We start from the raw sequence: 19,930 nt of genomic DNA, 5'->3' as shown, positions 1-19,930 counted from the left end.
CGCAACTAGATCGCTTTGTAGCTAAAGACGGCTGATTGAAAGTCAGCCGTCCGGCCACCACATGAATCCGGGCTGGGGATTCATGTCTATGCCGTGGACTTATGCTGGTTTGAAGCGGAACGCGCTTGGCCTGGTCATTTCTGGCTGTTTTTTCGCGATGTTGTTTGCCTTGGCTCGCAACGACTGGGCCAATGACGCAAGTCCGATCCGGACAGTTGAAGCAATCGACGCAACGGTCAAAAGTGCTCAATGGGGCAAGGGTTCTCACGGCACCATCTATGTACTTTTTCTCGAGAACGGTTCGCCTGTTCTCATCAATGACGATCGCCCTCACCTCATCGATTCCCACGTGAGCATTGAGCGCGTCACGCGCGACAATGGCTTCATCTTCTATCGGTTTCCAGAATGAGCCGGATCGCAAAAGCCCGGCTCGCGGCAGAACGTAAAGATCGCAAGAGGCGTTCGTTTTTCTTTTCTGCGCATATTGAATAACTATGCACAGCCTCACAAATATACAGTATGAAAAAGTTAAACGTTTCCTTTAGGAATCGCTTGCTTATCTTGCAATATGAGTACAGCGACGCCGTGATCGGCATTGCTTTCTTTTGCGCATTTGCGCTGGTTCGAATTATTCCCTTCGTGCAACTGCAAAACAATCCGATCGTTGCAACTCAGCGCGGGATGGGTGTGGTCGAATATATCAGGTTGATGCCTCTCAATCCGAAAGCCGCTGCGGGCCGCGGGCTGTACTACACCTATGACGTACGCCTTGAGGACAGCAACGCGCTGATATTCATCGACGATGACGTGGGAGCGCCGCATCCCGTGGGTTCGGTGCTCCCTCTTGAACGTCAGCACCACAAGAACGGGACCGACACCTATCGATTGCTAAGCGGTTGATAGGCGGCCCTAAAGCCGCCCCAGCCTCTCCAGCAGCAGCGCGAAGAACGCGTCATGGTCGATGTCGCGCATCACCATGGCGTTCTGCGGCCGCTTGGTCACGCCCCACCAATCGATCACCGTCATGCCCATAGTCAGCTCGGACGAGGCTTCGACCGTCACATTGCAGTTGCGGCCCTTGAACAGCTCCGGCTTCAACAGATAGGCGATGACGCAAGGGTCATGCAGCGGCCCGCCATCGGTGCCGTATTTCTCCTCGTCGAAGCGCTCGAAGAACTCCAGCATCTCCGCCGTCGCCGTGCCGACCCTGGTGCCGAGCTTGCGGAAGGCCTGCGTGCGTGTGGCGGTGGTCAGCGCCTTGTGGGTGACGTCGAGCGGCATCATGACGATCGGAATACCGGCTTTGAACACGACGTCGGCGGCATGCGGGTCAACATAGATGTTGAATTCGGCGGTCGGGGTGACATTGCCGCCCTCGAAGAAGCCGCCGCCCATCAAAACGATCTCCTTGATGCGCGGCGCGATTCTCGGCTCGCGGATCAGCGCCAGCGCGACGTTGGTGAGCGGCCCGAGCGCACAGAGCGTGATCGAGCCGCTTGGCTCGTTCATCAGCGTCTCGACGATGAAATCGACCGCATACTGGTCCTGCAGCTTCATCGTCGGGTCCGGCAGCTGCGGCCCGTTGAGGCCGGATTTGCCATGCACTTCCTCGGCGGTGACCAGTTCGCGCGCCAGCGGCCGGACGGCGCCGGCATAGACCTTGATATCGGGCCGCCCGGCCAGTTCGCAGATCTTGCGGGCATTCTTTTCGGTAAGGTTCAACGGCACGTTGCCGGCAACTGCTGATATGCCGACGATGTCCAGCTCGGCGCTGCCGAGCGCCAGCAATATGGCGACGGCATCATCCTGGCCGGGATCCGTGTCGATGATGATCTTGCGGGATTGGGGCATTTCAATTCCTTGTCTGGGGAGTCTTTTTGGGCGGGGTTTTTGATGGCTTGAACTTGGCCGTGGGGCAGACCATATCAAGACCATCGGGAAAAATGCCATCTGGGTTTTTCCACTTTATGTCGCTCTTGAGAGGACACTGTAACATGAGCCGAATGACGCCCTTTTCGAGTCCGCTTCTCCTGGGCTTCGACGCCATGGAAAAGACGCTCGAACGCCTGGCGAAGTCCGGCGACAGCTACCCTCCCTATAACATCGAGCGCCTCAGCGGGGCTGACGGCATGGCCGAAAGGCTGCGCATCACGCTCGCCGTCGCGGGCTTCGCCGAATGCGATCTCGATGTCACCACGGAGGAGAACCAGTTGATCGTGCGCGGCCGTCAGAATGACGACACCGAGCGCGAATTCCTCCACCGCGGCATCGCCGCGCGCCAGTTCCAGCGTTGTTTCGTGCTGGCCGACGGCATGCGGGTGATTGCGGCGGAGCTTAAGAACGGCCTGCTGTCGATCGATCTCGACCGACCGGAGGCCGAGCGGCTGGTACGGAAAATAAACATATCGGTGAAAGACTGATCCTCACCGATGGCTCTCATGCGAGGCGGCCTTGAGCGGCGTCCTCGCGCCAAGGAGGCTTGAAATGACCAGAACTGACGAAAATCTCACCATGACCAGCGGTGAATTCGCCCATCTCGGCGAAGGTACCGTCGCCTATCTGAGGAAAGTGTCGAGCGACGATCTGCGCGGGCGCTTCCCTGGCCTCGGCGAAATCGCGCCCGGCATGGAGCTATGGGCGCTGTTTGCCGCCAACGGCCAGCCGATCCTGCTTTCGGACGCCCGCGACCGGGCTCTGGCGGGCGCGCTTGAGAACGACCTGACCACCGTGGCTATTCACTAAAGCGACTGCTGGCCACTGAAATGGACAGGGCCGCCCGCGGCGGCCCTTGGAAGATTTATCCCAAAGAAACTTCAGGCCGCGTGCGAAGCCTGTGTGTCCGACAACAGCGCATGGATCGCGACCGCGTCGCGCGTGCCCCTGATCTTGGCAACCGTGTCGGCATCGCGCAGCACGCGCGCGATGCGCGACAAGGCCTTGAGGTGGTCGGCGCCAGCACCTTCTGGCGCCAACAGCAGGAACACCAGATCGACCGGCTGGTCGTCCAGCGCCTCGAAATCGACCGGCGTCTCCAGCCGCGCAAAGACACCCGCAATGCGCTTCACCCCGGCCAGCTTGCCGTGCGGAATGGCGATGCCGTTGCCGACGCCGGTGGAACCCAGCCGCTCGCGCTGCAAGATGGTGTCGAACACCTCCCGCTCCGGAATGCCGGAAATCGCCGCCGCCCTTTCGGACAGCAATTGCAGCAGCTGCTTCTTTGAGTTCGCCTTCAACGCCGGCATGATCGCCGGAACGTTGATCAGATCGCTCAGATCCATGCTTGAAATTCCCTTGTTCGCCGCCGCCCGCCAGTCCTCGCCCCCTCGCGCGGCTGGCTTCTTATCCCTGTGCGACTTTGGTCGTGGACGGATCGATCCAGCCGATGTTCCCATCCGGCCGGCGATAGACGATGTTGAGATGATCGTTCCCGGCATTGCGGAAGACGAAAACCGGGCTGTCCTTGGTGTCGAGCTCGATGACCGCCGACGCCACCGACATGGTGCGCAGCGTCATGGTCGATTCGGCGACGATGGCCGGCGCGAAATTGTCCGGTATCTCCTCGTCATCGTCAGCAAGCGGCGCCATCACCGTATAGGCGATGTCGGTGAGTTCTTCGCCATTGCCATTGCCTGAATTGTGCGACTTCAGCCGGCGCTTGTAGCGCCGAAGCCGCGTTTCCAGGCGGTCTGCCGCGGCCTCGAAGGCCAGCGTCGGATCCTGGGCGTCGCCGGTCGCCTGCAGCGAAGCGCCGGAATCGAGCCGGATCATGCAGTCGGCGGAGTAGCGCGACCCTGATTTGATGACCGTGACATGCCCTGAAAAACCACGATCGAAATATTTTCCAATCGCCTCGCCGACACGATCGTTGATGCGCGTACGAAACGCATCGCCGATATCCATGTGTTTTCCCGATATGCGCAGTTTCATCTGAAAACTGACCTTCCCTGCTCAGGCTTCAAACTGCCCCGAGTTTATACTCGTGGTCCGTGCGCACAAGCTTTGCGGCGGCACTCCCGCTGTTTTTAAATCCGGACTTTCCGATTGATCACAAGCCGCCTTCTTGGCCGTCCGTAGCCTTCGCCGTGACGGACCATCGCATGCGGGCTTCGAGCCCGTCTCATGCGGGCGGGCTTCTAGCCACTTCATTGCGGCTTGTCAATGAAGCACGAAAGCTGTGGAAATCCGACCGCGTCGCAGGGCCTGCTTTGAGGGCCGTATCAACGCCCGACGCTGGCCAAAGCCCGCTTTTCGCGCCTGCGCTGCACCGACGAGGGAATGTTCATGCCTTCCCGGTACTTGGCAACGGTGCGCCGGGCGATATCGACGCCGCTTTCCCTCAGCATGTCGACGATGGCGTCGTCGGAAAGCACGTCGACGGGCTTTTCCTCGTCGATCAGCTGCTTGATGCGGTCACGCACCGCTTCCGAGGAATGGGCATCGCCGCCGCCCGCCGAGGCGATCGAAGCGGTGAAGAAATAGCGCAACTCGAACACGCCGCGCGGCGTCAGCATGTATTTGTTCGCCGTGACCCGGCTGACGGTCGATTCGTGCATGCCGATGGCATCGGCCACCGTACGCAAATTGAGCGGCTTCAATTGACGCACGCCATGGACCAGGAACGCGTCCTGCTGGCGCACGATTTCCGACGCCACCTTGAGGATGGTCTTGGCCCGCTGATCAAGGCTGCGCGTCAGCCAGTTGGCGTTCTGCAGGCACTCGGCCAGGAAATCCTTTTCCGTCTGGTTTTTCGCGTGGCCGGAAACCCGCGCGAAGTAGATATGATCGACCAGCACGCGCGGCAGCGTTTCGGCATTGAGCTCCACCGTCCAGCTGCCGTCATTGGCCGCCCGCACCTCGACATCGGCGACGATCGCATCGCTGGCGCCGCCCAGAAACGCCGTGCCCGGCCGCGGGTCGAGCGCCCGGATTTCGGCCAGCATGTCGAGAAGATCCTCCTCGTCGACACCGCAGATGCGTTTCAGCGTCTGGAAATCGCGGCGCGCCAAAAGTTCCAGATTGGCGACCAGCGCCTTCATCGCCGGATCGAGCCGGTCGCGCACGGCCAGCTGCAGCGACAGGCATTCCGCAAGGTCGCGGGCAAACAGTCCGGCGGGCTCGAATGTCTGGCAAACGCCAAGCGCCTTGGCCACCGCCGCCCCGCTCGTGCCGAGACGGGCCGCGATCTCGGCGGTATCGGCGCGCAGGTAGCCGGCCTCGTCGAGGCCGTCGGCAAGCTCGCCGGCGATCAGCCGCGCCGCTGGATCGGCGAAGGCAAGGGCGATCTGCTCGCCGACATGCTCGCGCAGCGTGATCGCCGTGGCCGCCATGTCGCCGACGTCGAAGCCTTCGGACGACGATCCGCCGGCGCCGTTGCCGGAGGCCGATTTCCATTGCGCCGTAAGGTCGGGTCCAAGCCGTTCGCTGGTGCCGGGATCGTCAGGAAAAAGGTTCTCCAGCGAGGAGTCGAGCTTGTCCGAGATCGCCTCGGCACTCCATTGCGTCTCGGCTTCGAACCAGTCCCCGTCAGCAGCGGGCTCAGGCGCGGCATCGCTCTTCTGCGCCTGGTCGCTCGCCGCATCGTCCTGCGGCTCGGCGCGCTCAAGCAGCGGATTGCGCTCGATCTCGTCGTCGATGAAGCGTTCCAGCTCGACATGGGTAAGCTGCAGCAGCCGAATCGACTGCATCAGCTGCGGCGTCATCACCAGCGACTGGGACTGTCGTAGCTGTAGCTTTGCCGCCAGAGCCATGGTTCGGTTTCAAACGCCTTCTCTACCCACTGGGAAGTCTACGCATCGGAACAGCCGGAGCGAATTTTTCCGACCGGGCATAGAGACTGGCCCGGCTTTTGCTTGTCAAGCGAAACGCTAGCAAGAGTCGCTTACCGGAGCGTTATCCGAACGAAAAATCTCAAAAAACAACCGAGAATTGCCAAAATTCACCGCGGGGAAACGTATTTTACGCTCAGAGCGTGAAACCTTCGCCGAGATAGAGACGCCGCACATCCGCATTGGCGACCACCTCGTCGGCGCGGCCATGCGTCAGCACCTGGCCGGCATGGATGATATAGGCGCGGTCGATGAGGCCGAGCGTCTCGCGCACATTATGGTCGGTGATCAGCACACCGATGCCGCGCGCCGTCAAATGGCGCACAAGCTGCTGGATGTCGGCGACGGCAATCGGGTCGATGCCGGCGAAAGGCTCGTCGAGCAGCATGTAGGCCGGGCGCGTCGCTAGCGCGCGGGCGATCTCGAGGCGACGCCGTTCGCCACCGGAGAGCGACAGCGACGGCGCCTTGCGCAGATGGCTGATGTGGAACTCCTCGAGCAGTTCGTCGAGGCTGCGCTCGCGCTCCTTGCGGCTCTTTTCGACCACTTCGAGCACAGCGCGGATGTTTTGTTCGACGCTCAGGCCACGAAAGATCGACGCTTCCTGGGGCAGGTAGCCGATGCCGAGCCGGGCACGGCGGTACATCGGCATCGAGGTAACGTCGAAGCCGTCGATCTCGATCGTGCCTTCATCCACCGGCACCAGGCCGGTGACCATGTAGAAACAGGTCGTCTTGCCGGCGCCGTTGGGGCCGAGCAGCCCAACCGCCTCACCGGCGCGCACGCCGATGGTCACGCCGCTGACGACCTTGCGGCCCTTATAGCTCTTGGTCAGGCCCTTGGCGATCAAGGTGCCCTTGAACTTCGCGGAATCGACATTGGCCGTGGCCGGTGTTCCTAATTTGCCGGCGGCCCGCCCCGGAAGGCGGGCCAGCAGCGACGCTACGCCGGCCATTAGTTCTTCGGCGCTCCCTGCTTCGGCGGCGGCGTCATCGACATGATGACGCGCCCGCCGCAGCCGTCGACATTGGCAAGGCCGGTCTTCATCTGCACGGTGAGCTTGCAGCCCTTCAGCACGTTGGGGCCTTGCGACAGGACCACTTCCTTGCCGGACAGAACGAGCACCTGGGTCTTCATGTCGAAAGTGCCGTTGTCGCCGGTGGCGATCTGGTCATCCGACTTCATATAGACTTTGTTCTCGACCACCAGATGGTCGATATTGGCCGAGCCCGTCATCGCCGAGGCTCCCGCGGCCGCGCCCTTTGCGGCATTGGGATCCTTGACATAGTAGACCGTCATCTTGCCGGCCTTGAGCATGGTCGGCCCTTGCGTGACGGTGACGTTGCCGCTGAACACGGCGACGCTGTCCGCCTGGCGGACTTCCAGCTTGTCGCTTTCGATCTGGATCGGCTGGTCGCCCGACAGTTTGAGGCCGGACTGGCTGGTCGCGCCGGACTGGGCGAACGAAGGCACCAGGCCGAGCAGCAGCAGCGCCGATGCCGCGCCCACAAGCCGTGCCGAACTACTGGGACGCATTCGAATCTCCGCTCTTTGCCTCTGCCGCCTTCAGGCTGGCGGCGTCGATGTTGACGCGCACTCTGTTTTCGAAAACCAGGACCTTGCCATTGTCCTCGATCGACATCGTGTCTGCCGTGATCCGCGAGCCGCCGCGGCTGACATGGACCGGATCATTCGTCTTCATAGTGCCTTTGCCCATGTCGAGGAAGATGGATTTGAGCTTGGCCTCGATGCCATCGGTTGTCGTCACGGTGACGTCGCTGGTCAGGTTCATCGTGTTGCCGTCACGATCGTAGATGCCGCGCGTTGCGTTGACGGTCGCCACATTGTCGGGCGCCAGCGGCAATTTGGCATTGATGCCTTCCAGGTCGATGATGCCTTGCTTGCCGACGTCCTGGATGGCGCGCAGCGCCGTCAGAGAATAGGGCAGCTTCTGCTTGGTGAAGCCGTTGAGCTTGGGATTGGCCATCACCAGCTTGCCGTCGGAGAAGGCACTGCCGTCGGCCTGCACCGAGATGGACGCGGGCGCGGCGAGATAGGAGTAGACCGGAAAGGCAACGGCGATGATGGCCGCAAGCAGCGGCACCGCGAATTTCAGCACACGCACCCGGCGCGAATGCCGCTGCGCGAGGTCGAAGGCGTCACCGCGCGTGCCGGCTGGCGCCGCAGGCGCCAAAGCCGTCTCGGCATTGGTCTGTTCGTTCGATCGCGCTAGCATGACTATTTTCTAATAAACCCTTGCCCGCCAAAACACCGCCTATAGGTGGGATGCCGGTCCCCGCAAGCAAGCACAAGCCGAGGAAAACCGCAAAAATATGACGGCCGCTGTGTTACAAACGGAAATGAAGGCGACACAATTTCCGCACTTCATAGCAGATACGGACAGGCAGCGTTAATTTTTCGTGAAACGCCGCTTCGCAGCCGCAGACAATCTTGCGTCTCGCGCAAGCCCTCAGGAAACGGTAGCCGGGCGTTGGCGCTTGCTTTAAAAGCATCTCTTCCCACCGACCGTGAGGCTGACCATGGCACTGAGAGCCGACGACCTGATCGACCGCCGCCGTTTGCGCCGCAAGCTGACATTCTGGCGCGTTGCCGCGCTCGGCGTCGCCGCGGCCGCACTGATCGCACTGTCGGCATGGGTCTACAACGACGACTTCACCGGTTCGGCGGTCGACCACATCGCCAAGGTCAGGATCGAAGGCACCATCACCGAGGACGAGGATCTGATCAAACGGCTGGAAACCATCCGCCAGTCCGCGAAGGTGAAAGGCGTCATCCTGTCGATCGATTCGCCCGGCGGCACCACGGTTGGCGGCGAATCGATCTTCGAAGAGGTGCGCAAGCTCGCCGCCGACAAGCCGGTGGTGGCGGAGGTCGGCACGCTCGCTGCGTCCGCCGGCTACATGATCGCAAGTGCCGCCGACCACATCGTCGCCCGCAAATCCTCCATGGTCGGTTCGATCGGCGTGCTGATCCAGTATCCCGACGTCAGCGGCCTGATGGACAAGCTCGGCATCAAGCTGGAGGAAGTGAAATCCTCGCCACTGAAGGCCTCGCCCTCGCCCTTCAAGCCGACCAATGACGACGAGCGCGCCATGGTCCGCAAGCTCATCCTCGACAGCTACGACTGGTTCGTCGGCATCGTCGCCGAACGGCGCAAGATGACCCGCGAGCAGGCGCTGGCGCTTGCCGACGGCTCGATCTTCACCGGCCGCCAGGCGCTTGCCAACCACCTCATCGACGCCGTCGGCGGCGAGACCGAGGCGATCGACTGGCTGGCGACCAAGGGCGTCGACGCCAAGCTCAAGGTGGTGGAATGGAAGGACACGGAAGGGCGCGGCAGTTTCCTGTTCTCCAAGACAATGGCCAGGACGATCGCCAGCGCGTTCGGCCTTCCCGACGCCGGCGGCGACGTGATTCATGAAATTGGAGCGGACCGCTTGTTTCTTGACGGTCTCGTTTCGGTCTGGCACCCTTGACGGGCCGTTTGGGACGGATGAAAAAGCAAATAAAATCATCCTCATAATTTGACCGCAGTGCTTTCACGGGGACCGTTCTCATGATCAAATCCGAACTTGTGCAGATCATTGCCACGCGCAATCCGCATCTTTTCCTGCGCGATGTCGAAAACATCGTCGGCGCCATTTTCGACGAGATCACCGATGCCCTTGCCGAAGGCAACCGGGTCGAATTGCGCGGTTTCGGCGCTTTTTCGGTTAAGAACCGCCCCGCCCGCACCGGCCGCAACCCGCGCACCGGCGAATCCGTCGAGGTTGAGGAGAAATGGGTGCCGTTCTTCAAGACCGGCAAGGAGTTGCGTGAAAGGCTGAACGGCGGCAAATAGGCGCCGCGCGGGGTCAACCCGGCCTTTCGACAGGAAACCTTATGTTCAATCGCTTCATGCTCATCGTGGTCTTCGTGCCGCTGGCCGTTATCCTGATCGCGCTGGCCGTCGCCAATCGCGAGCTGGTCGCCTTCACGCTGGATCCGTTCAATCCCGGCAACCCGGCACTGACGCTCACGCTGCCGCTTTTCATCTTCCTGTTCCTGGCTCTCGCCGTCGGCATGGTCGTCGGCAGCCTGGCGACATGGGTCAAGCAGGGCCGTTACCGCAAGCTGGCGCGCCAGCGCGGTGTCGAGGCCGAGAACCTGCGCCAGGCGGTCAGCCGCGCACCAGCCGCGCCGCAGGGACCGGCTCAAGGGACAGCCTTGCCGAAACCTACAGCCTGAAGCAGGACAGCGCGCGCATCCTTTTTTGACGCGCAAAAAGACGCTGGGCATTTTGATTTCACGCATGACCCTTCCGAAAACCATATCGGACCGTGCGTCAGGCGTTTTTCCGGGGAGTTTTTCATGCTGACCATTTCGGCCGCCGAGGTCGACCATGCCCTGAGCTTCAAGGGCCTGGTCGAGACGTTGCGCAGCGCCTTTCGCGACGGCGCCGTGCAGCCGGTCCGCCACCATCACACCGTCGAACGGCCCGATGGTGCGGCCTCGACGCTGCTGCTGATGCCGGCCTGGACCGATTTCAACGCCGCTGGCACCTCGGCGGGCGGGCATATCGGCGTCAAGATCGTCACCGTCTCACCCGACAACAACGCCATCGGTAAGCCTGCGGTGATGGGGCTCTACCTCCTGCTCGACGGCACGACCGGCGAACCCGAGGCTATGATCGACGGCCAACGGCTGACGCAGTGGCGCACCGCCTGCGCCTCGGCGCTGGCCGCCTCCTATCTGGCCCGCGAGGACGCCTCGCGGTTGCTGGTGGTCGGCGCCGGTGCGCTGTCGCCCTTCCTTGCCAAGGCACATTCGGCGGTGCGGCCGATCAAGACCATCCGCATCTGGAACCGCACGCCGGCCAATGCCGAAAAGGTCGCAGCCGAATTGCGCGCCGAGGGTTTCCCGGCCAGCGCCGCTGGCGATCTCGCTGCCGAACTCGGCGAGGCCGACATCGTTTCGTCGGCGACCATTACAACGGCGCCGTTGATCAGGGGCGCGCTGTTGCGGCCGGGAACCCATGTCGACCTGGTCGGCGGCTTCACGCCGACTATGCGCGAAAGCGACGACGACGCCATTCAGCGCGCCCGCGTCTATGTCGACACCCGCGCCGGCGCCACCAAGGAAGCGGGCGACATCGTCCAGCCGCTGGCCTCCGGCGTACTGAAGCCGGAAGCCATCGTCGCCGACCTGCATGAACTGGCCCGCGGTGAGAGGCAGGGCAGGCAGAGCGATGACGAGATCACGCTGTTCAAATCGGTCGGCGCCGCCCTCGAGGACCTCGCCGCCGGCATCGCCGTGTACAAGGCACTCAAGTGAAAGGCAGTAAGGCAATAGGGGAATAGGGCCCTTCTACTGCCCTACTGCCCTACTGCCCTACTGCCCTACTGCCCTACTGCCCTACTGCCCTACTGCCCTACTGCCCTACTGCCCTACTGGCCCGCCTCATTCAGCCAGTAGACGCGCAGCCGGTGATTGTCGGGGTCGAGCGCGACAAAGGTGCGGCCGAAATCCATGTCGGTCGGCGCCTGCAGGATGTTCAGGCCGCGTTCGGTCCAGCCTTGATGGGCAGCATCGACCGCATAGGACGTGTCCAGAGCAAAGACGAGTTCAGCACCGCCGCCCGCCGCCGCGGCCGCCGGCTCCACCGTGTGGCGCGACCACAGGCCGAGCTTGAAGCCGCCGTCGAGCACGAACAGCACGAAAGTCGGCGACGCCTCGACCGGCTGGCGTCCGAGCAGCGCCCCGTAGAAGGCACCGCTGCGCTCCGGGCTGTCGACATAGAGGATAACGAAATTGGGGGTATTCATGTCTGTTCTCCAAGATTTCGATTGGAGAAGCATAGGCGCGGCCACTGTCAGATTCTGGCAGCAGCCGATCGGAAGAACACGAAAAAAACTCGACCCGGATCAATCGCCCGGCCCGCGCCGTGGCACATCGAGCGTCGCTCGCCACTCCCTCAGCAAGGCCTGCCGCCGGCGCGGGTAGCGGATGTCGGTGGCGTTGAGCCCCGAGATCCGATCAGCGCGAAAGTGGCGAAAATCCTGCCGCGTCTCGCACCAGGCCACCACGACCCGCACCTTGTCGAAGAAGCCGAGCGCAAACGGCCAGACCACGCGCTCCGAGGCAGCCCCGCCGGCGTCGCGGTAGAGGAAGCCGAGCTTGCGCTCGTTGCGGATAGCCTGCCGCACCAGGCCGAGATCTATGCCTTCGACGGCGCCAGCGGCCGGCCCGACAAGCAGCGTGCTCGCATCGAGTTCCTCGCGCAGATCGTCCGGCAGCACGGCGGCGATCTTGGCCAGCGCGTCGGTCGCGGCGGCCGACAGCCGCGAATCCGGCTGCTTGGCTACCCAGCGCGAGCCAAGCACGATCGCCTCGATCTCCTCGTCTGTGAACATCAGCGGCGGCAGCATGAAGCCGGGCTTGAGCACATAGCCAAGTCCTGCCTCGCCCTCTATCGACGCGCCCTGCCCCTGCAGCGTGGCGATGTCGCGGTAGAGCGTGCGGATCGAGACACCCATTTCACTCGCGAGCGTGCGCCCGCTGACCGGCCGGCGATGGCGGCGCAGGATCTGGATCAGGTCAAGCAGGCGTTCGGAGCGGGACATCGACGCAGATTTGCCTGTTTCTTCAGGCGAGGTCCATTGCGGGGTGGCGCAAACGGCGCCCAAGCCTGCCGACCATCGTGTTGCGAAGCCGGTGGCCCTATGTCAAAAGCGGCCTGCCGTTTCCGGAGACTTTTCTTGAAATCCTTTCGCGACCGAAACCGCGACAAACGCCCGCGCCAGCCTGACAAAGCCGGCGCTCCGCAGGCGCGTCCGCGCGAGGCTGGCTCGACGGGAAGACCGGAGCCACAGAACCGCTCCGAACCGAAAAACACGCCGCGCATCCTTTCCCGCCGCGACGGTGTCCTGCCCGCCGAACGGCTGCCGCTGATCCTCCAAGTCGCTCCCAACGCCGACTATGCGCTGCTCGACAGCGGGGCCGGGCAAAAGCTCGAGCAATATGGCCCCTATCGTATCGTGCGGCCCGAGGGGCAGGCGATCTGGCAGAAGGCGCTGCCGGCAAGAGACTGGGAGCGCGCTGACGCCATCTTCACCGGCGACACCGACGAGGAAGGCATCGGCCGCTGGCGCTTCCCCAGCACGCCGCTCGGCGAGACCTGGCCGATGAAGCATGACGGCATCGACTATCTCGGCCGCTTCACCTCGTTTCGCCATGTCGGCGTCTTTCCCGAGCAGGCCTCGCACTGGGATCACATGGCCGGCCTGATCGCGGCGGCCAAGCGGCCGGTCAAGGTGCTGAACCTGTTCGGCTACACCGGGCTTGCCTCGCTGGTGGCGGCTCGCGCCGGGGCCGAGGTCACCCATGTCGATGCCTCTAAGAAGGCGATCGGCTGGGCCCGCGAGAACCAGGAAATGGCTGGGCTCGGCAACAAGCCGATCCGCTGGATCGTCGACGACGCGGTGAAATTCGCCGAGCGCGAGGAACGCCGCGGCAGCCGCTACGACATCGTCCTGTTCGACCCGCCCGCCTATGGCCGCGGCCCCAAGGGCGAGGTCTGGCAATTGTTCGAGGATCTGCCCGGGTTGACCGACCTTTGCCGCGCGATCCTGACTCCAAAACCGCTTGCCGTGGTGCTGACCGCCTATTCGATCCGCGCCTCCTTCTTCGCCATCCACGCTCTGATGCGCGACACCTTTGCCGGCATGGGCGGCACGGTGGAGTCGGGCGAACTGATCATCCGCGAGAAATCCGCCGGCCGGGCGCTGTCGACCTCGCTGTTCTCTCGCTGGGTGGCCTGAATGAGCGAGCGGCACGCAGGCGCACCGGGGCAGGTGAAGGAAGTCACAAGCCTCGCCAATCCGCTGGTCAAGGACATCAAGGCGCTCGCCTTGAAGAAATTCCGCGACCAGCAGAATGCCTTCATGGCCGAGGGCCTGAAGCTGGTCATCGACGCGCTCGACCTCGGCTGGTCGATCAAGACGCTGGTCTTCGCCAAGGCCGGGCGCGGCAACGCTGCAGTCGAAAAGGTTGCGGCACGCACGGTCGCCGCCGGCGGCACCGTGCTCGAAGTTTCGGAAAAGGTGCTGACGGCGATTACCCGCCGCGACAATCCGCAAATGGTGGTCGGCGTCTTTGCGCAAAAGATCCTGCCGCTCAAGGACATCCGCGCCAGGGATGGCGATGTCTGGGTGGCGCTCGACCGGGTGCGCGACCCCGGCAATCTCGGCACCGTCATCCGCACCGTCGATGCCGTCGGCGCCAAAGGCGTCATCCTGGTCGGCGAAACCACCGATCCGTTCTCCGTCGAGACCGTGCGCGCCACCATGGGCTCGATCTTCGCCGTGCCTGTTGCCAAGGCGACGCCCGAATCGTTCCTCGCCTGGCGAAAGAGCTTTTCCGGCCTCGTCGCCGGGACGCATCTGAAAGGCGCGGTCGACTACCGCTCGGTCGACTTTGCCAGGGGCCCGGTGCTCTTGCTGATGGGTAACGAACAGCAGGGCCTGCCAGACAGCCTCGCCGAAAGCTGCGACCGGCTGCTCAGGATTCCGCAGGCCGGCCGCGCGGATTCGCTCAATCTTGCCGTCGCCACCGGCGTCATGCTGTTCGAGATCCGACGCGGCGCGCTGAAGTTGGGGCCGGACTAGACCATGATCCCGAAAAGTGGCGTCCGGTTTTCGGACAAGATCATGATAAGGCAAGAGGACACCAAATCGTGAAGTCATGGTCCCCCTACGCCCTGCTGGTCGTCGTCGCAATCGGGCTCGACCAGTGGATAAAGCAGCTGGTGGAGACCGGTCTCGCCTTTCAGGAGAAGGTCGATGTCCTGCCCTTCCTGGCGCTTTTTCGCACCTACAACACCGGCATCGCCTTCTCGATGTTCTCGTCCTTCGGCGACACCGGCCTGGTGGTGATTGCCGCCCTCGTCGTCGCTTTCGTGCTCTATCTCGCAATGCGCACGCCGGCCGGCCATGTCCTTTCCCGGATTGGCTTTGCCCTGATCATCGGCGGCGCGCTCGGCAATCTGATCGACCGCGCCGTCTATGGCCACGTCATCGACTACATCCTGTTTCATACGCCGGTGTGGTCCTTCGCCGTCTTCAACCTCGCCGACGCCTTCATCTCGGTTGGCGCAGCACTCGTCGTCTTCGACGAATTGATCGGCTGGCGGCGCGAGGCCAAACCCCAGGGGCCGGACGCCTGAACGGCCGACTCTCTTGAAAGCCCTACTCCCTTGAAAGATTGACCTCGCCGGGCCGTCGACGCACAGTCCGCGTATCCAGACCGAGGGGACAAAATGCCCGAAACCTTCAAAACCATCCTCGTTTCACGCGACGCAGAGAAAAAACAGTCGGTGGTGGTGACCGACCTCACCGAGGCCGAGTTGATGGAAGGCGACGTCACCGTCGCGGTCGAGGCGACGACGGTGAACTACAAGGATGGGCTGGCCATCACCGGCAAGGCGCCGGTCATCCGCCGCTGGCCTCTGGTGCCCGGCATCGATTTCGCAGGCACGGTCATCTCCTCCTCCCACGCCGATTGGCGCAAGGGCGACAAGGTCATCCTGAACGGTTGGGGCGTCGGCGAGACGCATTTCGGCGCCTATGCCGGCCGCGCGCGCGTCAACGGCGACTGGCTGGTGCCGTTGCCTGAGGGCATGAGCCCGCATGATGCGATGGCGGTCGGCACGGCAGGCTATACCGCCATGCTTTGCGTCATTGCGCTCGAAAGGCACGGCATCGTGCCCGATCGCGGCCCGGTGGTGGTGACCGGTGCTGCCGGCGGCGTCGGCTCGGTCGCGGTCTCGCTCCTGTCCAGCCTCGGCTACCATGTCATCGCCTCGACTGGCCGCAATGCCGAAAGCCCCTATCTGATCGATCTCGGCGCTGCCGAGGTGATCTCGCGCGATGAGTTGACCCAGCCGGCAAAGCCGCTGGCCAAGGAGCGCTGGGCCGGCGGCGTCGATGCGGTCGGCAGCCATACGCTGGCCAATGTGCTGTCGATGACCTCCTATGGCGGCGCGGTCGCCGCCTGCGGTCTGGCCGGCGGCATGGACCTCCCGGCGAGCGTCGCGCCGTTCATCCTGCGCGGCGTCTCGCTGCTCGGCATCGATTCGGTCATGGCGCCGAAGCCGGTTCGCCTCGAGGCATGGCGTCGCATCGGCACCGATCTCGACCACAAGAAGCTCGCCACGCTGTCCACGACCATCGGATTCGACGGTATCATAGATGCCGCGCGCGACATCGTCGACGGCAAGATCAGGGGCCGTGTCGTGGTCGATATGCAGCGCTGACAAGGCAAAACGGCGCGACCGCTAAAATTCGAACGATCCGCCGCAATCTTCCATAATCTCTCTATGGCAAGGCTTTCCGCATGATCGCGGAATCCGGCATCAGAGCCCCGGGCAGTGCCAAAGGCGTCGACGGGCCCGGCCCCGAGGTGCCAAAGCGGCTGCTTGTCGCAGCGCCGCCGCTGGTGCCGGCATCGCCGCCGGCCAATCCCGAAGGCCTGCCCTTCCTGACGATCGTCGCCACCGCCGTGCTGGCTGGGCTGGCTCACCTGACCGGCGCACCGATCTTCGTCACCATCGGTTTGCTGGCGACCGGCCTGGCCGGCCTCGGCATGCACCTGCGAGCCAAGCGCAATGAACGCCGCGCGGCGGCCCTGCTCGATGAAACCGCCGCGCGCAGCCGCGCCGAGATCGAGACGCTGGCCGACCGCATGTGGGAGATGCAGGAGAGCGAGGAACGCTTCCGCGGGTTGATCGACGCACTCGGCGATCTCGTCGTCCATCGCGATCGCGACGGCAACATCGTCTATGCCAACAAGGTTTTCGCCGATCTCGTCGAGATCGACCAGCGCCACCTTTCCGGCAAGACCTTATCCGAACTTGGCATCGATGTCGGCATCGTTCCCGACGCCGCCTTCTCGGATCACGAATGCCTGAGCTCCACCGACGTCGCCATTCGCACGCCGAGCGGCCCGCGCTGGTTTTCCTGGATCGAGTTGTCGGTACGCGACAAGGACAATGGCGCCGTCTCGCATCGCGCCATCGCCCGCGACATCACCGCCCGCAAGCGCGCCGAATCCTCGCTGATCACCGCCCGCGAGCGAGCCGAATATGCCAGCCAGGCCAAGTCGCGCTTCCTGGCCACGGTCAGCCATGAGATCCGCACGCCGATGAACGGCATCATGGGCATGGCCAAGCTCCTGGTCGATACCGACCTGTCGCCCGAACAGCGGACCTATGTCGGCGCCGTCTCGACCTCGGCCAGCGCCCTACTGGCGCTCATCGAGGACCTGCTCGACTATTCCAAGATCGAGGCCGGGCGTTTCGACCCGGAACCGCAGCCGACATCGCTGCGCGAGATCGCCGACAACATCATCGAGCTCATGGCGGCGCGCGCCTTCGGCAAGAACATCGGCCTTGGTTGCCACGTCGAGCCCGACGTGCCGCAGATGATTACCGCCGACCCGGGCAGGGTGCGGCAGGTGCTGCTCAACCTCATCGGCAACGCCATCAAGTTCACCGACACCGGCGGTGTGCTGGTGAGCGTGGCGCGGGCGCGCACCGAGACCACCGACCGTATCTGCTTCACGGTCTCCGACACCGGTCCTGGCCTGCGCGAGGAGGACATGGAGCGCATCTTCGAGGAGTTCGAGCAGTCTGACGGCACCTCGACGCGGGTGCATGGCGGCGCCGGCCTCGGCCTCGCCATCTCCAGGCGGCTGGTCAACGCCATGGGCGGCTCGATCTCGGTGTCGAGCCGGCTCGGCGAGGGATCAGAATTCGTCTTCGAGCTCCCCGCCACTTCGGCAACCGAACCGCCGCAGAACCGGCAAAATATCTTGGCCGGCCGCCGCGCCGTGATCGTTTCGAAGAACGCCATCGAGGCCGACGCCATCGCCCGCACCATCCGCGCCCATGGCGGCGCGGTCGATCTGGCGACGACGCTTGCCCAGGCGACACCGTTCGCCGCCGGCTGCGACGTGCTGCTGGTCGATGCGGCGATGGAAAACAGTGACGGGCGCCTGCTCAAGCGCTTGCGCCAAAACGGCTTTACCGATTGCGAGGCGATCACGCTGATCGCGCCGACGGATCGCGGCATGCTTGGCGAATTCCGCGCCAATGGCTATGCCACCTTCCTGGCCAGGCCGGTGCGCGGCGAGACGCTGCTGCGCGTGCTGTTGACCAGCCATGCGCCGGCCCTTCCCCAGCCGAAATCGGACAGGCAAGGCGCCCCGCCCGTGCGTGCCGGCGCTGGCCGCCGCGAGCATGGCCTGTCGGTGCTGATCGCCGAAGACAACGACATCAACGCCATGCTTGCCCGCGCCACGCTTCTCAAGGCAGGGCATCGCGTCAAGGTGGTCGGCAATGGCAAGGCCGCCGTCGAGGCCATCACCGATGCAGGGCTCAAGCATCGCTTCGACGTGGTGCTGATGGACCTGCATATGCCGGTCATGGACGGGCTGGACGCGATCGCCGCCATCCGTCGCCATGAGGAGGAAATGGCCGTGCCGCCGGTCCCGATCATGGTGTTGTCTGCCGATAGCCAGGAAAAGACCCGTCACGCCGTGCTCGCCCACGGCGCCAGCGGCTTCGTCACCAAGCCTCTCGACCCCGACGCTCTGGTCCATGCCGTCGAGGGTCAGGTCGCGGCCTGACACCGCGCATCGGCTGTCTCTCATCACGTAAACGTAGCCGGTTGAGCGTATTCGCCAGCCGACGAAGTATTGCCCGTAGCGCCGTATCACGGTACTGTCACAATCCTGTTGCACCTACACCGTATCCCCGTGCCAAGAGGGATGGCTCGAAGGAGAATCACTCGTGCATACAGTTATGCCGGAATGTGACACTCGGCCGAACGCCGGCGGCGCCCTGCTCGCCGCGCGGACCGCCGACGCCGTCGCAAATGGGGCACCTCTGGGCCGCATCGGCAACCTCGAAGTGCGCCTGGCGCGCAATGCGGCCGAAATCGCCGCCGCCCAGGAAGTGCGCTATCGGGTATTCTATGATGAGCTTGGCGCCAGGAAGGATCTGTTCCAGGCGCAGGATCGTCGCGACGCCGACCGCTTCGACCCGCTCTGCGATCATCTGCTCGTCCTCGACACCTCGCTTGCCGGCCCCGAGCACCGCCGCATCGTCGGCACCTACCGGCTGCTGCGGCAGGAAATCGCGGCGACGGCTGGCGGCTTCTATTCCGAAGGCGAATTCGAACTGACCAAGCTGATCGCGCGCCACCCCGGCCAGCGCTTCCTCGAGCTCGGCCGCTCCTGCGTCCTGCCGGAATATCGCTCCAAGCGCACTATCGAGGCGCTGTGGCAAGGCATCTGGGCCTATATCAACCATTACGGCATCGGCGTGATGACCGGCTGCGCTTCGTTCCACGGCATCGTGCCGGCGGCGCATGCCGAGGCGCTAACCTATCTTGCCCATCACTGCCGCACCGACTCGGCCTGGGACGTCAGGGCGGTCGCCGGCCGCTATTGCTCCATGGACCTGATGCCGATCGAGGCGGTCAACGCCAAGGCGGCGATCGCGGCGATGCCGCCGCTGGTCAAGGGCTATCTGCGCGTCGGCGCCCGCATCGGCGACGGCTGCGTCATCGATCACGAATTCTCGACCGTCGACGTGTTCGTGGTCATGCCGGTCAAGGAGATCGGCGCCCGCTACGTCAACTACTATGGCGGGGAAGCCCAGCGCTTCGCCGCCTGAGGCGTTGGGCAACGATCTTTCCGGCGCATTGCAGGCATTGCGGCTTGCCGTGAGCGACCTGCCGGACGTCATCGAAACCACATCCTATGGCACGCCGGCGCTGAAGGTCGGCAAGAAGCTGTTGGCCAGGGTCAAGGATGCCGACACCATCGTCTTGATGTGTCCGCTCGACGAGAAGGAGATGCTGCTCGAGGCAGCACCGGACATCTATTTCGAGACCGATCACTACAAGGGTTGGCCGGCGATTCTCGTCAGGGTGCATGTGATCGCACCCGACGAATTGCGTCACCGGCTCGAACGCACCTTTGTGGCGCAAGCGCCGAAGGCGCTGCTCAAGGCCTGGCAGGCATCTCGCTCAGCACCCTGATTT

General features: G+C 63.6%; 24 protein-coding genes. 15 read left to right on the top strand and 9 right to left on the bottom strand.

What is annotated here, in order from left to right; translation table 11 throughout:
- The first annotated feature begins 61 nt into the window (after positions 1 to 61).
- Both D3227_RS10125 and D3227_RS10120 read left to right on the top strand, forming a co-directional pair.
- Entirely contained in the window at positions 62 to 409 is a 348-nt protein-coding gene (locus tag D3227_RS10125) for a hypothetical protein (RefSeq protein ID WP_245451718.1), read from the top strand.
- 110 nt (positions 410 to 519) lie between these two features.
- Positions 520 to 900, top strand: a complete 381-nt coding sequence (locus tag D3227_RS10120) for a hypothetical protein (protein WP_120013974.1) — start codon at positions 520 to 522, stop codon at positions 898 to 900.
- Positions 901 to 909: 9 nt separating this feature from the next.
- Here the strand turns inward: D3227_RS10120 and D3227_RS10115 are convergent, their stop codons facing one another.
- Positions 910 to 1,851 carry a nucleoside hydrolase gene (locus tag D3227_RS10115; protein WP_120013973.1) on the bottom strand — a complete coding sequence of 314 codons (942 nt, stop codon included), beginning with the start codon at positions 1,849 to 1,851 and terminating at the stop codon, positions 910 to 912.
- A 143-nt stretch (positions 1,852 to 1,994) separates the two neighbouring features.
- Between D3227_RS10115 and D3227_RS10110 the strand changes: the two genes are divergently transcribed.
- A complete protein-coding gene (locus D3227_RS10110) occupies positions 1,995 to 2,420 on the top strand; it encodes an Hsp20 family protein (protein ID WP_120013972.1) in 426 nt (141 codons plus the stop codon).
- A gap of 64 nt (positions 2,421 to 2,484) precedes the next feature.
- Positions 2,485 to 2,742, top strand: coding sequence for a BQ00720 family protein (locus tag D3227_RS10105; protein WP_120013971.1), 258 nt, complete (start codon positions 2,485 to 2,487; stop codon positions 2,740 to 2,742).
- Between the two features lie 71 nt (positions 2,743 to 2,813).
- Here the strand turns inward: D3227_RS10105 and ptsN are convergent, their stop codons facing one another.
- The 6 genes from ptsN to lptC form a co-directional block, all read right to left on the bottom strand.
- Entirely contained in the window at positions 2,814 to 3,278 is a 465-nt protein-coding gene (gene ptsN / locus D3227_RS10100; protein ID WP_006200387.1) for a PTS IIA-like nitrogen regulatory protein PtsN, read from the bottom strand.
- A 61-nt stretch (positions 3,279 to 3,339) separates the two neighbouring features.
- The gene (hpf, locus tag D3227_RS10095) at positions 3,340 to 3,927 is read right to left on the bottom strand and encodes a ribosome hibernation-promoting factor, HPF/YfiA family (protein WP_120013970.1); all 588 of its coding nucleotides are present in this window, start codon (positions 3,925 to 3,927) and stop codon (positions 3,340 to 3,342) included.
- A 290-nt stretch (positions 3,928 to 4,217) separates the two neighbouring features.
- Positions 4,218 to 5,747 carry an RNA polymerase factor sigma-54 gene (gene rpoN / locus D3227_RS10090; protein ID WP_120013969.1) on the bottom strand — a complete coding sequence of 510 codons (1,530 nt, stop codon included), beginning with the start codon at positions 5,745 to 5,747 and terminating at the stop codon, positions 4,218 to 4,220.
- A 214-nt stretch (positions 5,748 to 5,961) separates the two neighbouring features.
- The gene (lptB, locus tag D3227_RS10085) at positions 5,962 to 6,780 is read right to left on the bottom strand and encodes an LPS export ABC transporter ATP-binding protein (RefSeq protein ID WP_006200390.1); all 819 of its coding nucleotides are present in this window, start codon (positions 6,778 to 6,780) and stop codon (positions 5,962 to 5,964) included.
- Complete coding sequence (locus tag D3227_RS10080; RefSeq protein ID WP_120013968.1) at positions 6,780 to 7,361, bottom strand: LptA/OstA family protein; 582 nt, start codon at positions 7,359 to 7,361, stop codon at positions 6,780 to 6,782. The genes lptB and D3227_RS10080 overlap by 1 nt, the downstream gene beginning before the upstream one ends.
- On the bottom strand, positions 7,348 to 8,061 hold the full coding sequence (lptC, locus tag D3227_RS10075) for an LPS export ABC transporter periplasmic protein LptC (protein ID WP_120013967.1): 714 nt from the start codon (positions 8,059 to 8,061) through the stop codon (positions 7,348 to 7,350). Before lptC ends, D3227_RS10080 begins: the two co-directional genes overlap by 14 nt.
- Positions 8,062 to 8,365: 304 nt before the next feature.
- On the opposite strand from lptC, the gene sppA reads away from it, so the two are divergent.
- The 4 genes from sppA (at position 8,366) to lhpI (ending at position 11,159) form a co-directional block, all read left to right on the top strand.
- Entirely contained in the window at positions 8,366 to 9,322 is a 957-nt protein-coding gene (gene sppA, locus D3227_RS10070; protein ID WP_120013966.1) for a signal peptide peptidase SppA, read from the top strand.
- Positions 9,323 to 9,402: 80 nt separating this feature from the next.
- Positions 9,403 to 9,687 (top strand): integration host factor subunit beta, encoded by a 285-nt coding sequence (locus D3227_RS10065; protein WP_006200394.1) that lies wholly within the window; start codon positions 9,403 to 9,405, stop codon positions 9,685 to 9,687.
- A 41-nt stretch (positions 9,688 to 9,728) separates the two neighbouring features.
- Positions 9,729 to 10,073, top strand: coding sequence for a DUF1049 domain-containing protein (locus tag D3227_RS10060; RefSeq protein WP_120013965.1), 345 nt, complete (start codon positions 9,729 to 9,731; stop codon positions 10,071 to 10,073).
- 123 nt (positions 10,074 to 10,196) lie between these two features.
- Positions 10,197 to 11,159 (top strand): bifunctional Delta(1)-pyrroline-2-carboxylate/Delta(1)-piperideine-2-carboxylate reductase, encoded by a 963-nt coding sequence (lhpI, locus tag D3227_RS10055; protein WP_120013964.1) that lies wholly within the window; start codon positions 10,197 to 10,199, stop codon positions 11,157 to 11,159.
- A gap of 113 nt (positions 11,160 to 11,272) precedes the next feature.
- On the opposite strand, the gene D3227_RS10050 is transcribed toward lhpI, so the two are convergent.
- Both D3227_RS10050 and D3227_RS10045 read right to left on the bottom strand, forming a co-directional pair.
- The gene (locus D3227_RS10050) at positions 11,273 to 11,650 is read right to left on the bottom strand and encodes a VOC family protein (RefSeq protein WP_120013963.1); all 378 of its coding nucleotides are present in this window, start codon (positions 11,648 to 11,650) and stop codon (positions 11,273 to 11,275) included.
- Positions 11,651 to 11,749: 99 nt separating this feature from the next.
- On the bottom strand, positions 11,750 to 12,448 hold the full coding sequence (locus tag D3227_RS10045; protein WP_120013962.1) for a helix-turn-helix transcriptional regulator: 699 nt from the start codon (positions 12,446 to 12,448) through the stop codon (positions 11,750 to 11,752).
- A gap of 135 nt (positions 12,449 to 12,583) precedes the next feature.
- On the opposite strand from D3227_RS10045, the gene D3227_RS10040 reads away from it, so the two are divergent.
- The 7 genes from D3227_RS10040 (at position 12,584) to D3227_RS10010 (ending at position 19,927) form a co-directional block, all read left to right on the top strand.
- Positions 12,584 to 13,645: an RsmD family RNA methyltransferase gene (locus D3227_RS10040; protein ID WP_120013961.1), complete on the top strand. Its 1,062-nt coding sequence runs from the start codon at positions 12,584 to 12,586 to the stop codon at positions 13,643 to 13,645.
- Complete coding sequence (locus D3227_RS10035; RefSeq protein ID WP_120013960.1) at positions 13,646 to 14,491, top strand: TrmH family RNA methyltransferase; 846 nt, start codon at positions 13,646 to 13,648, stop codon at positions 14,489 to 14,491.
- A 68-nt stretch (positions 14,492 to 14,559) separates the two neighbouring features.
- Positions 14,560 to 15,048, top strand: coding sequence for a signal peptidase II (lspA, locus tag D3227_RS10030; protein ID WP_120013959.1), 489 nt, complete (start codon positions 14,560 to 14,562; stop codon positions 15,046 to 15,048).
- Positions 15,049 to 15,141: 93 nt separating this feature from the next.
- On the top strand, positions 15,142 to 16,137 hold the full coding sequence (gene acuI / locus D3227_RS10025) for an acrylyl-CoA reductase (NADPH) (protein ID WP_120013958.1): 996 nt from the start codon (positions 15,142 to 15,144) through the stop codon (positions 16,135 to 16,137).
- An 80-nt stretch (positions 16,138 to 16,217) separates the two neighbouring features.
- Positions 16,218 to 18,509 carry a PAS domain-containing hybrid sensor histidine kinase/response regulator gene (locus D3227_RS10020; protein ID WP_120013957.1) on the top strand — a complete coding sequence of 764 codons (2,292 nt, stop codon included), beginning with the start codon at positions 16,218 to 16,220 and terminating at the stop codon, positions 18,507 to 18,509.
- A 175-nt stretch (positions 18,510 to 18,684) separates the two neighbouring features.
- Entirely contained in the window at positions 18,685 to 19,560 is an 876-nt protein-coding gene (olsB, locus tag D3227_RS10015; RefSeq protein WP_167480665.1) for a l-ornithine N(alpha)-acyltransferase, read from the top strand.
- Entirely contained in the window at positions 19,529 to 19,927 is a 399-nt protein-coding gene (locus D3227_RS10010; protein WP_120013955.1) for an MmcQ/YjbR family DNA-binding protein, read from the top strand. The genes olsB and D3227_RS10010 overlap by 32 nt, the downstream gene beginning before the upstream one ends.
- The last annotated feature ends 3 nt before the right edge of the window (positions 19,928 to 19,930 follow it).

It is taken from the genome of Mesorhizobium waimense (genome assembly GCF_003601975.1).
Taxonomy (GTDB): domain Bacteria; phylum Pseudomonadota; class Alphaproteobacteria; order Rhizobiales; family Rhizobiaceae; genus Mesorhizobium; species Mesorhizobium waimense.
The sequence above is the reverse complement of the archived record's forward strand: the minus strand, read 5'-3'. Positions and strand labels throughout refer to the sequence as shown.

Coding starts and splice junctions, on each gene's coding strand:
- D3227_RS10080 (WP_120013968.1), bottom strand. CDS start 7,361: ATGCGTCCCAGTAGTTCGGCACGGCTTGTGGGCGCGGCATCGGCGCTG.
- D3227_RS10060 (WP_120013965.1), top strand. CDS start 9,729: ATGTTCAATCGCTTCATGCTCATCGTGGTCTTCGTGCCGCTGGCCGTT.
- D3227_RS10010 (WP_120013955.1), top strand. CDS start 19,529: ATGGCGGGGAAGCCCAGCGCTTCGCCGCCTGAGGCGTTGGGCAACGAT.
- sppA (WP_120013966.1), top strand. CDS start 8,366: ATGGCACTGAGAGCCGACGACCTGATCGACCGCCGCCGTTTGCGCCGC.
- D3227_RS10065 (WP_006200394.1), top strand. CDS start 9,403: ATGATCAAATCCGAACTTGTGCAGATCATTGCCACGCGCAATCCGCAT.
- D3227_RS10125 (WP_245451718.1), top strand. CDS start 62: ATGAATCCGGGCTGGGGATTCATGTCTATGCCGTGGACTTATGCTGGT.
- ptsN (WP_006200387.1), bottom strand. CDS start 3,278: ATGGATCTGAGCGATCTGATCAACGTTCCGGCGATCATGCCGGCGTTG.
- D3227_RS10020 (WP_120013957.1), top strand. CDS start 16,218: ATGATCGCGGAATCCGGCATCAGAGCCCCGGGCAGTGCCAAAGGCGTC.
- D3227_RS10115 (WP_120013973.1), bottom strand. CDS start 1,851: ATGCCCCAATCCCGCAAGATCATCATCGACACGGATCCCGGCCAGGAT.
- D3227_RS10035 (WP_120013960.1), top strand. CDS start 13,646: ATGAGCGAGCGGCACGCAGGCGCACCGGGGCAGGTGAAGGAAGTCACA.
- lptC (WP_120013967.1), bottom strand. CDS start 8,061: ATGCTAGCGCGATCGAACGAACAGACCAATGCCGAGACGGCTTTGGCG.
- D3227_RS10050 (WP_120013963.1), bottom strand. CDS start 11,650: ATGAATACCCCCAATTTCGTTATCCTCTATGTCGACAGCCCGGAGCGC.
- D3227_RS10110 (WP_120013972.1), top strand. CDS start 1,995: ATGAGCCGAATGACGCCCTTTTCGAGTCCGCTTCTCCTGGGCTTCGAC.
- lptB (WP_006200390.1), bottom strand. CDS start 6,780: ATGGCCGGCGTAGCGTCGCTGCTGGCCCGCCTTCCGGGGCGGGCCGCC.
- D3227_RS10045 (WP_120013962.1), bottom strand. CDS start 12,448: ATGTCCCGCTCCGAACGCCTGCTTGACCTGATCCAGATCCTGCGCCGC.
- olsB (WP_167480665.1), top strand. CDS start 18,685: ATGCCGGAATGTGACACTCGGCCGAACGCCGGCGGCGCCCTGCTCGCC.
- hpf (WP_120013970.1), bottom strand. CDS start 3,927: ATGAAACTGCGCATATCGGGAAAACACATGGATATCGGCGATGCGTTT.
- lhpI (WP_120013964.1), top strand. CDS start 10,197: ATGCTGACCATTTCGGCCGCCGAGGTCGACCATGCCCTGAGCTTCAAG.
- D3227_RS10120 (WP_120013974.1), top strand. CDS start 520: ATGAAAAAGTTAAACGTTTCCTTTAGGAATCGCTTGCTTATCTTGCAA.
- acuI (WP_120013958.1), top strand. CDS start 15,142: ATGCCCGAAACCTTCAAAACCATCCTCGTTTCACGCGACGCAGAGAAA.
- D3227_RS10105 (WP_120013971.1), top strand. CDS start 2,485: ATGACCAGAACTGACGAAAATCTCACCATGACCAGCGGTGAATTCGCC.
- rpoN (WP_120013969.1), bottom strand. CDS start 5,747: ATGGCTCTGGCGGCAAAGCTACAGCTACGACAGTCCCAGTCGCTGGTG.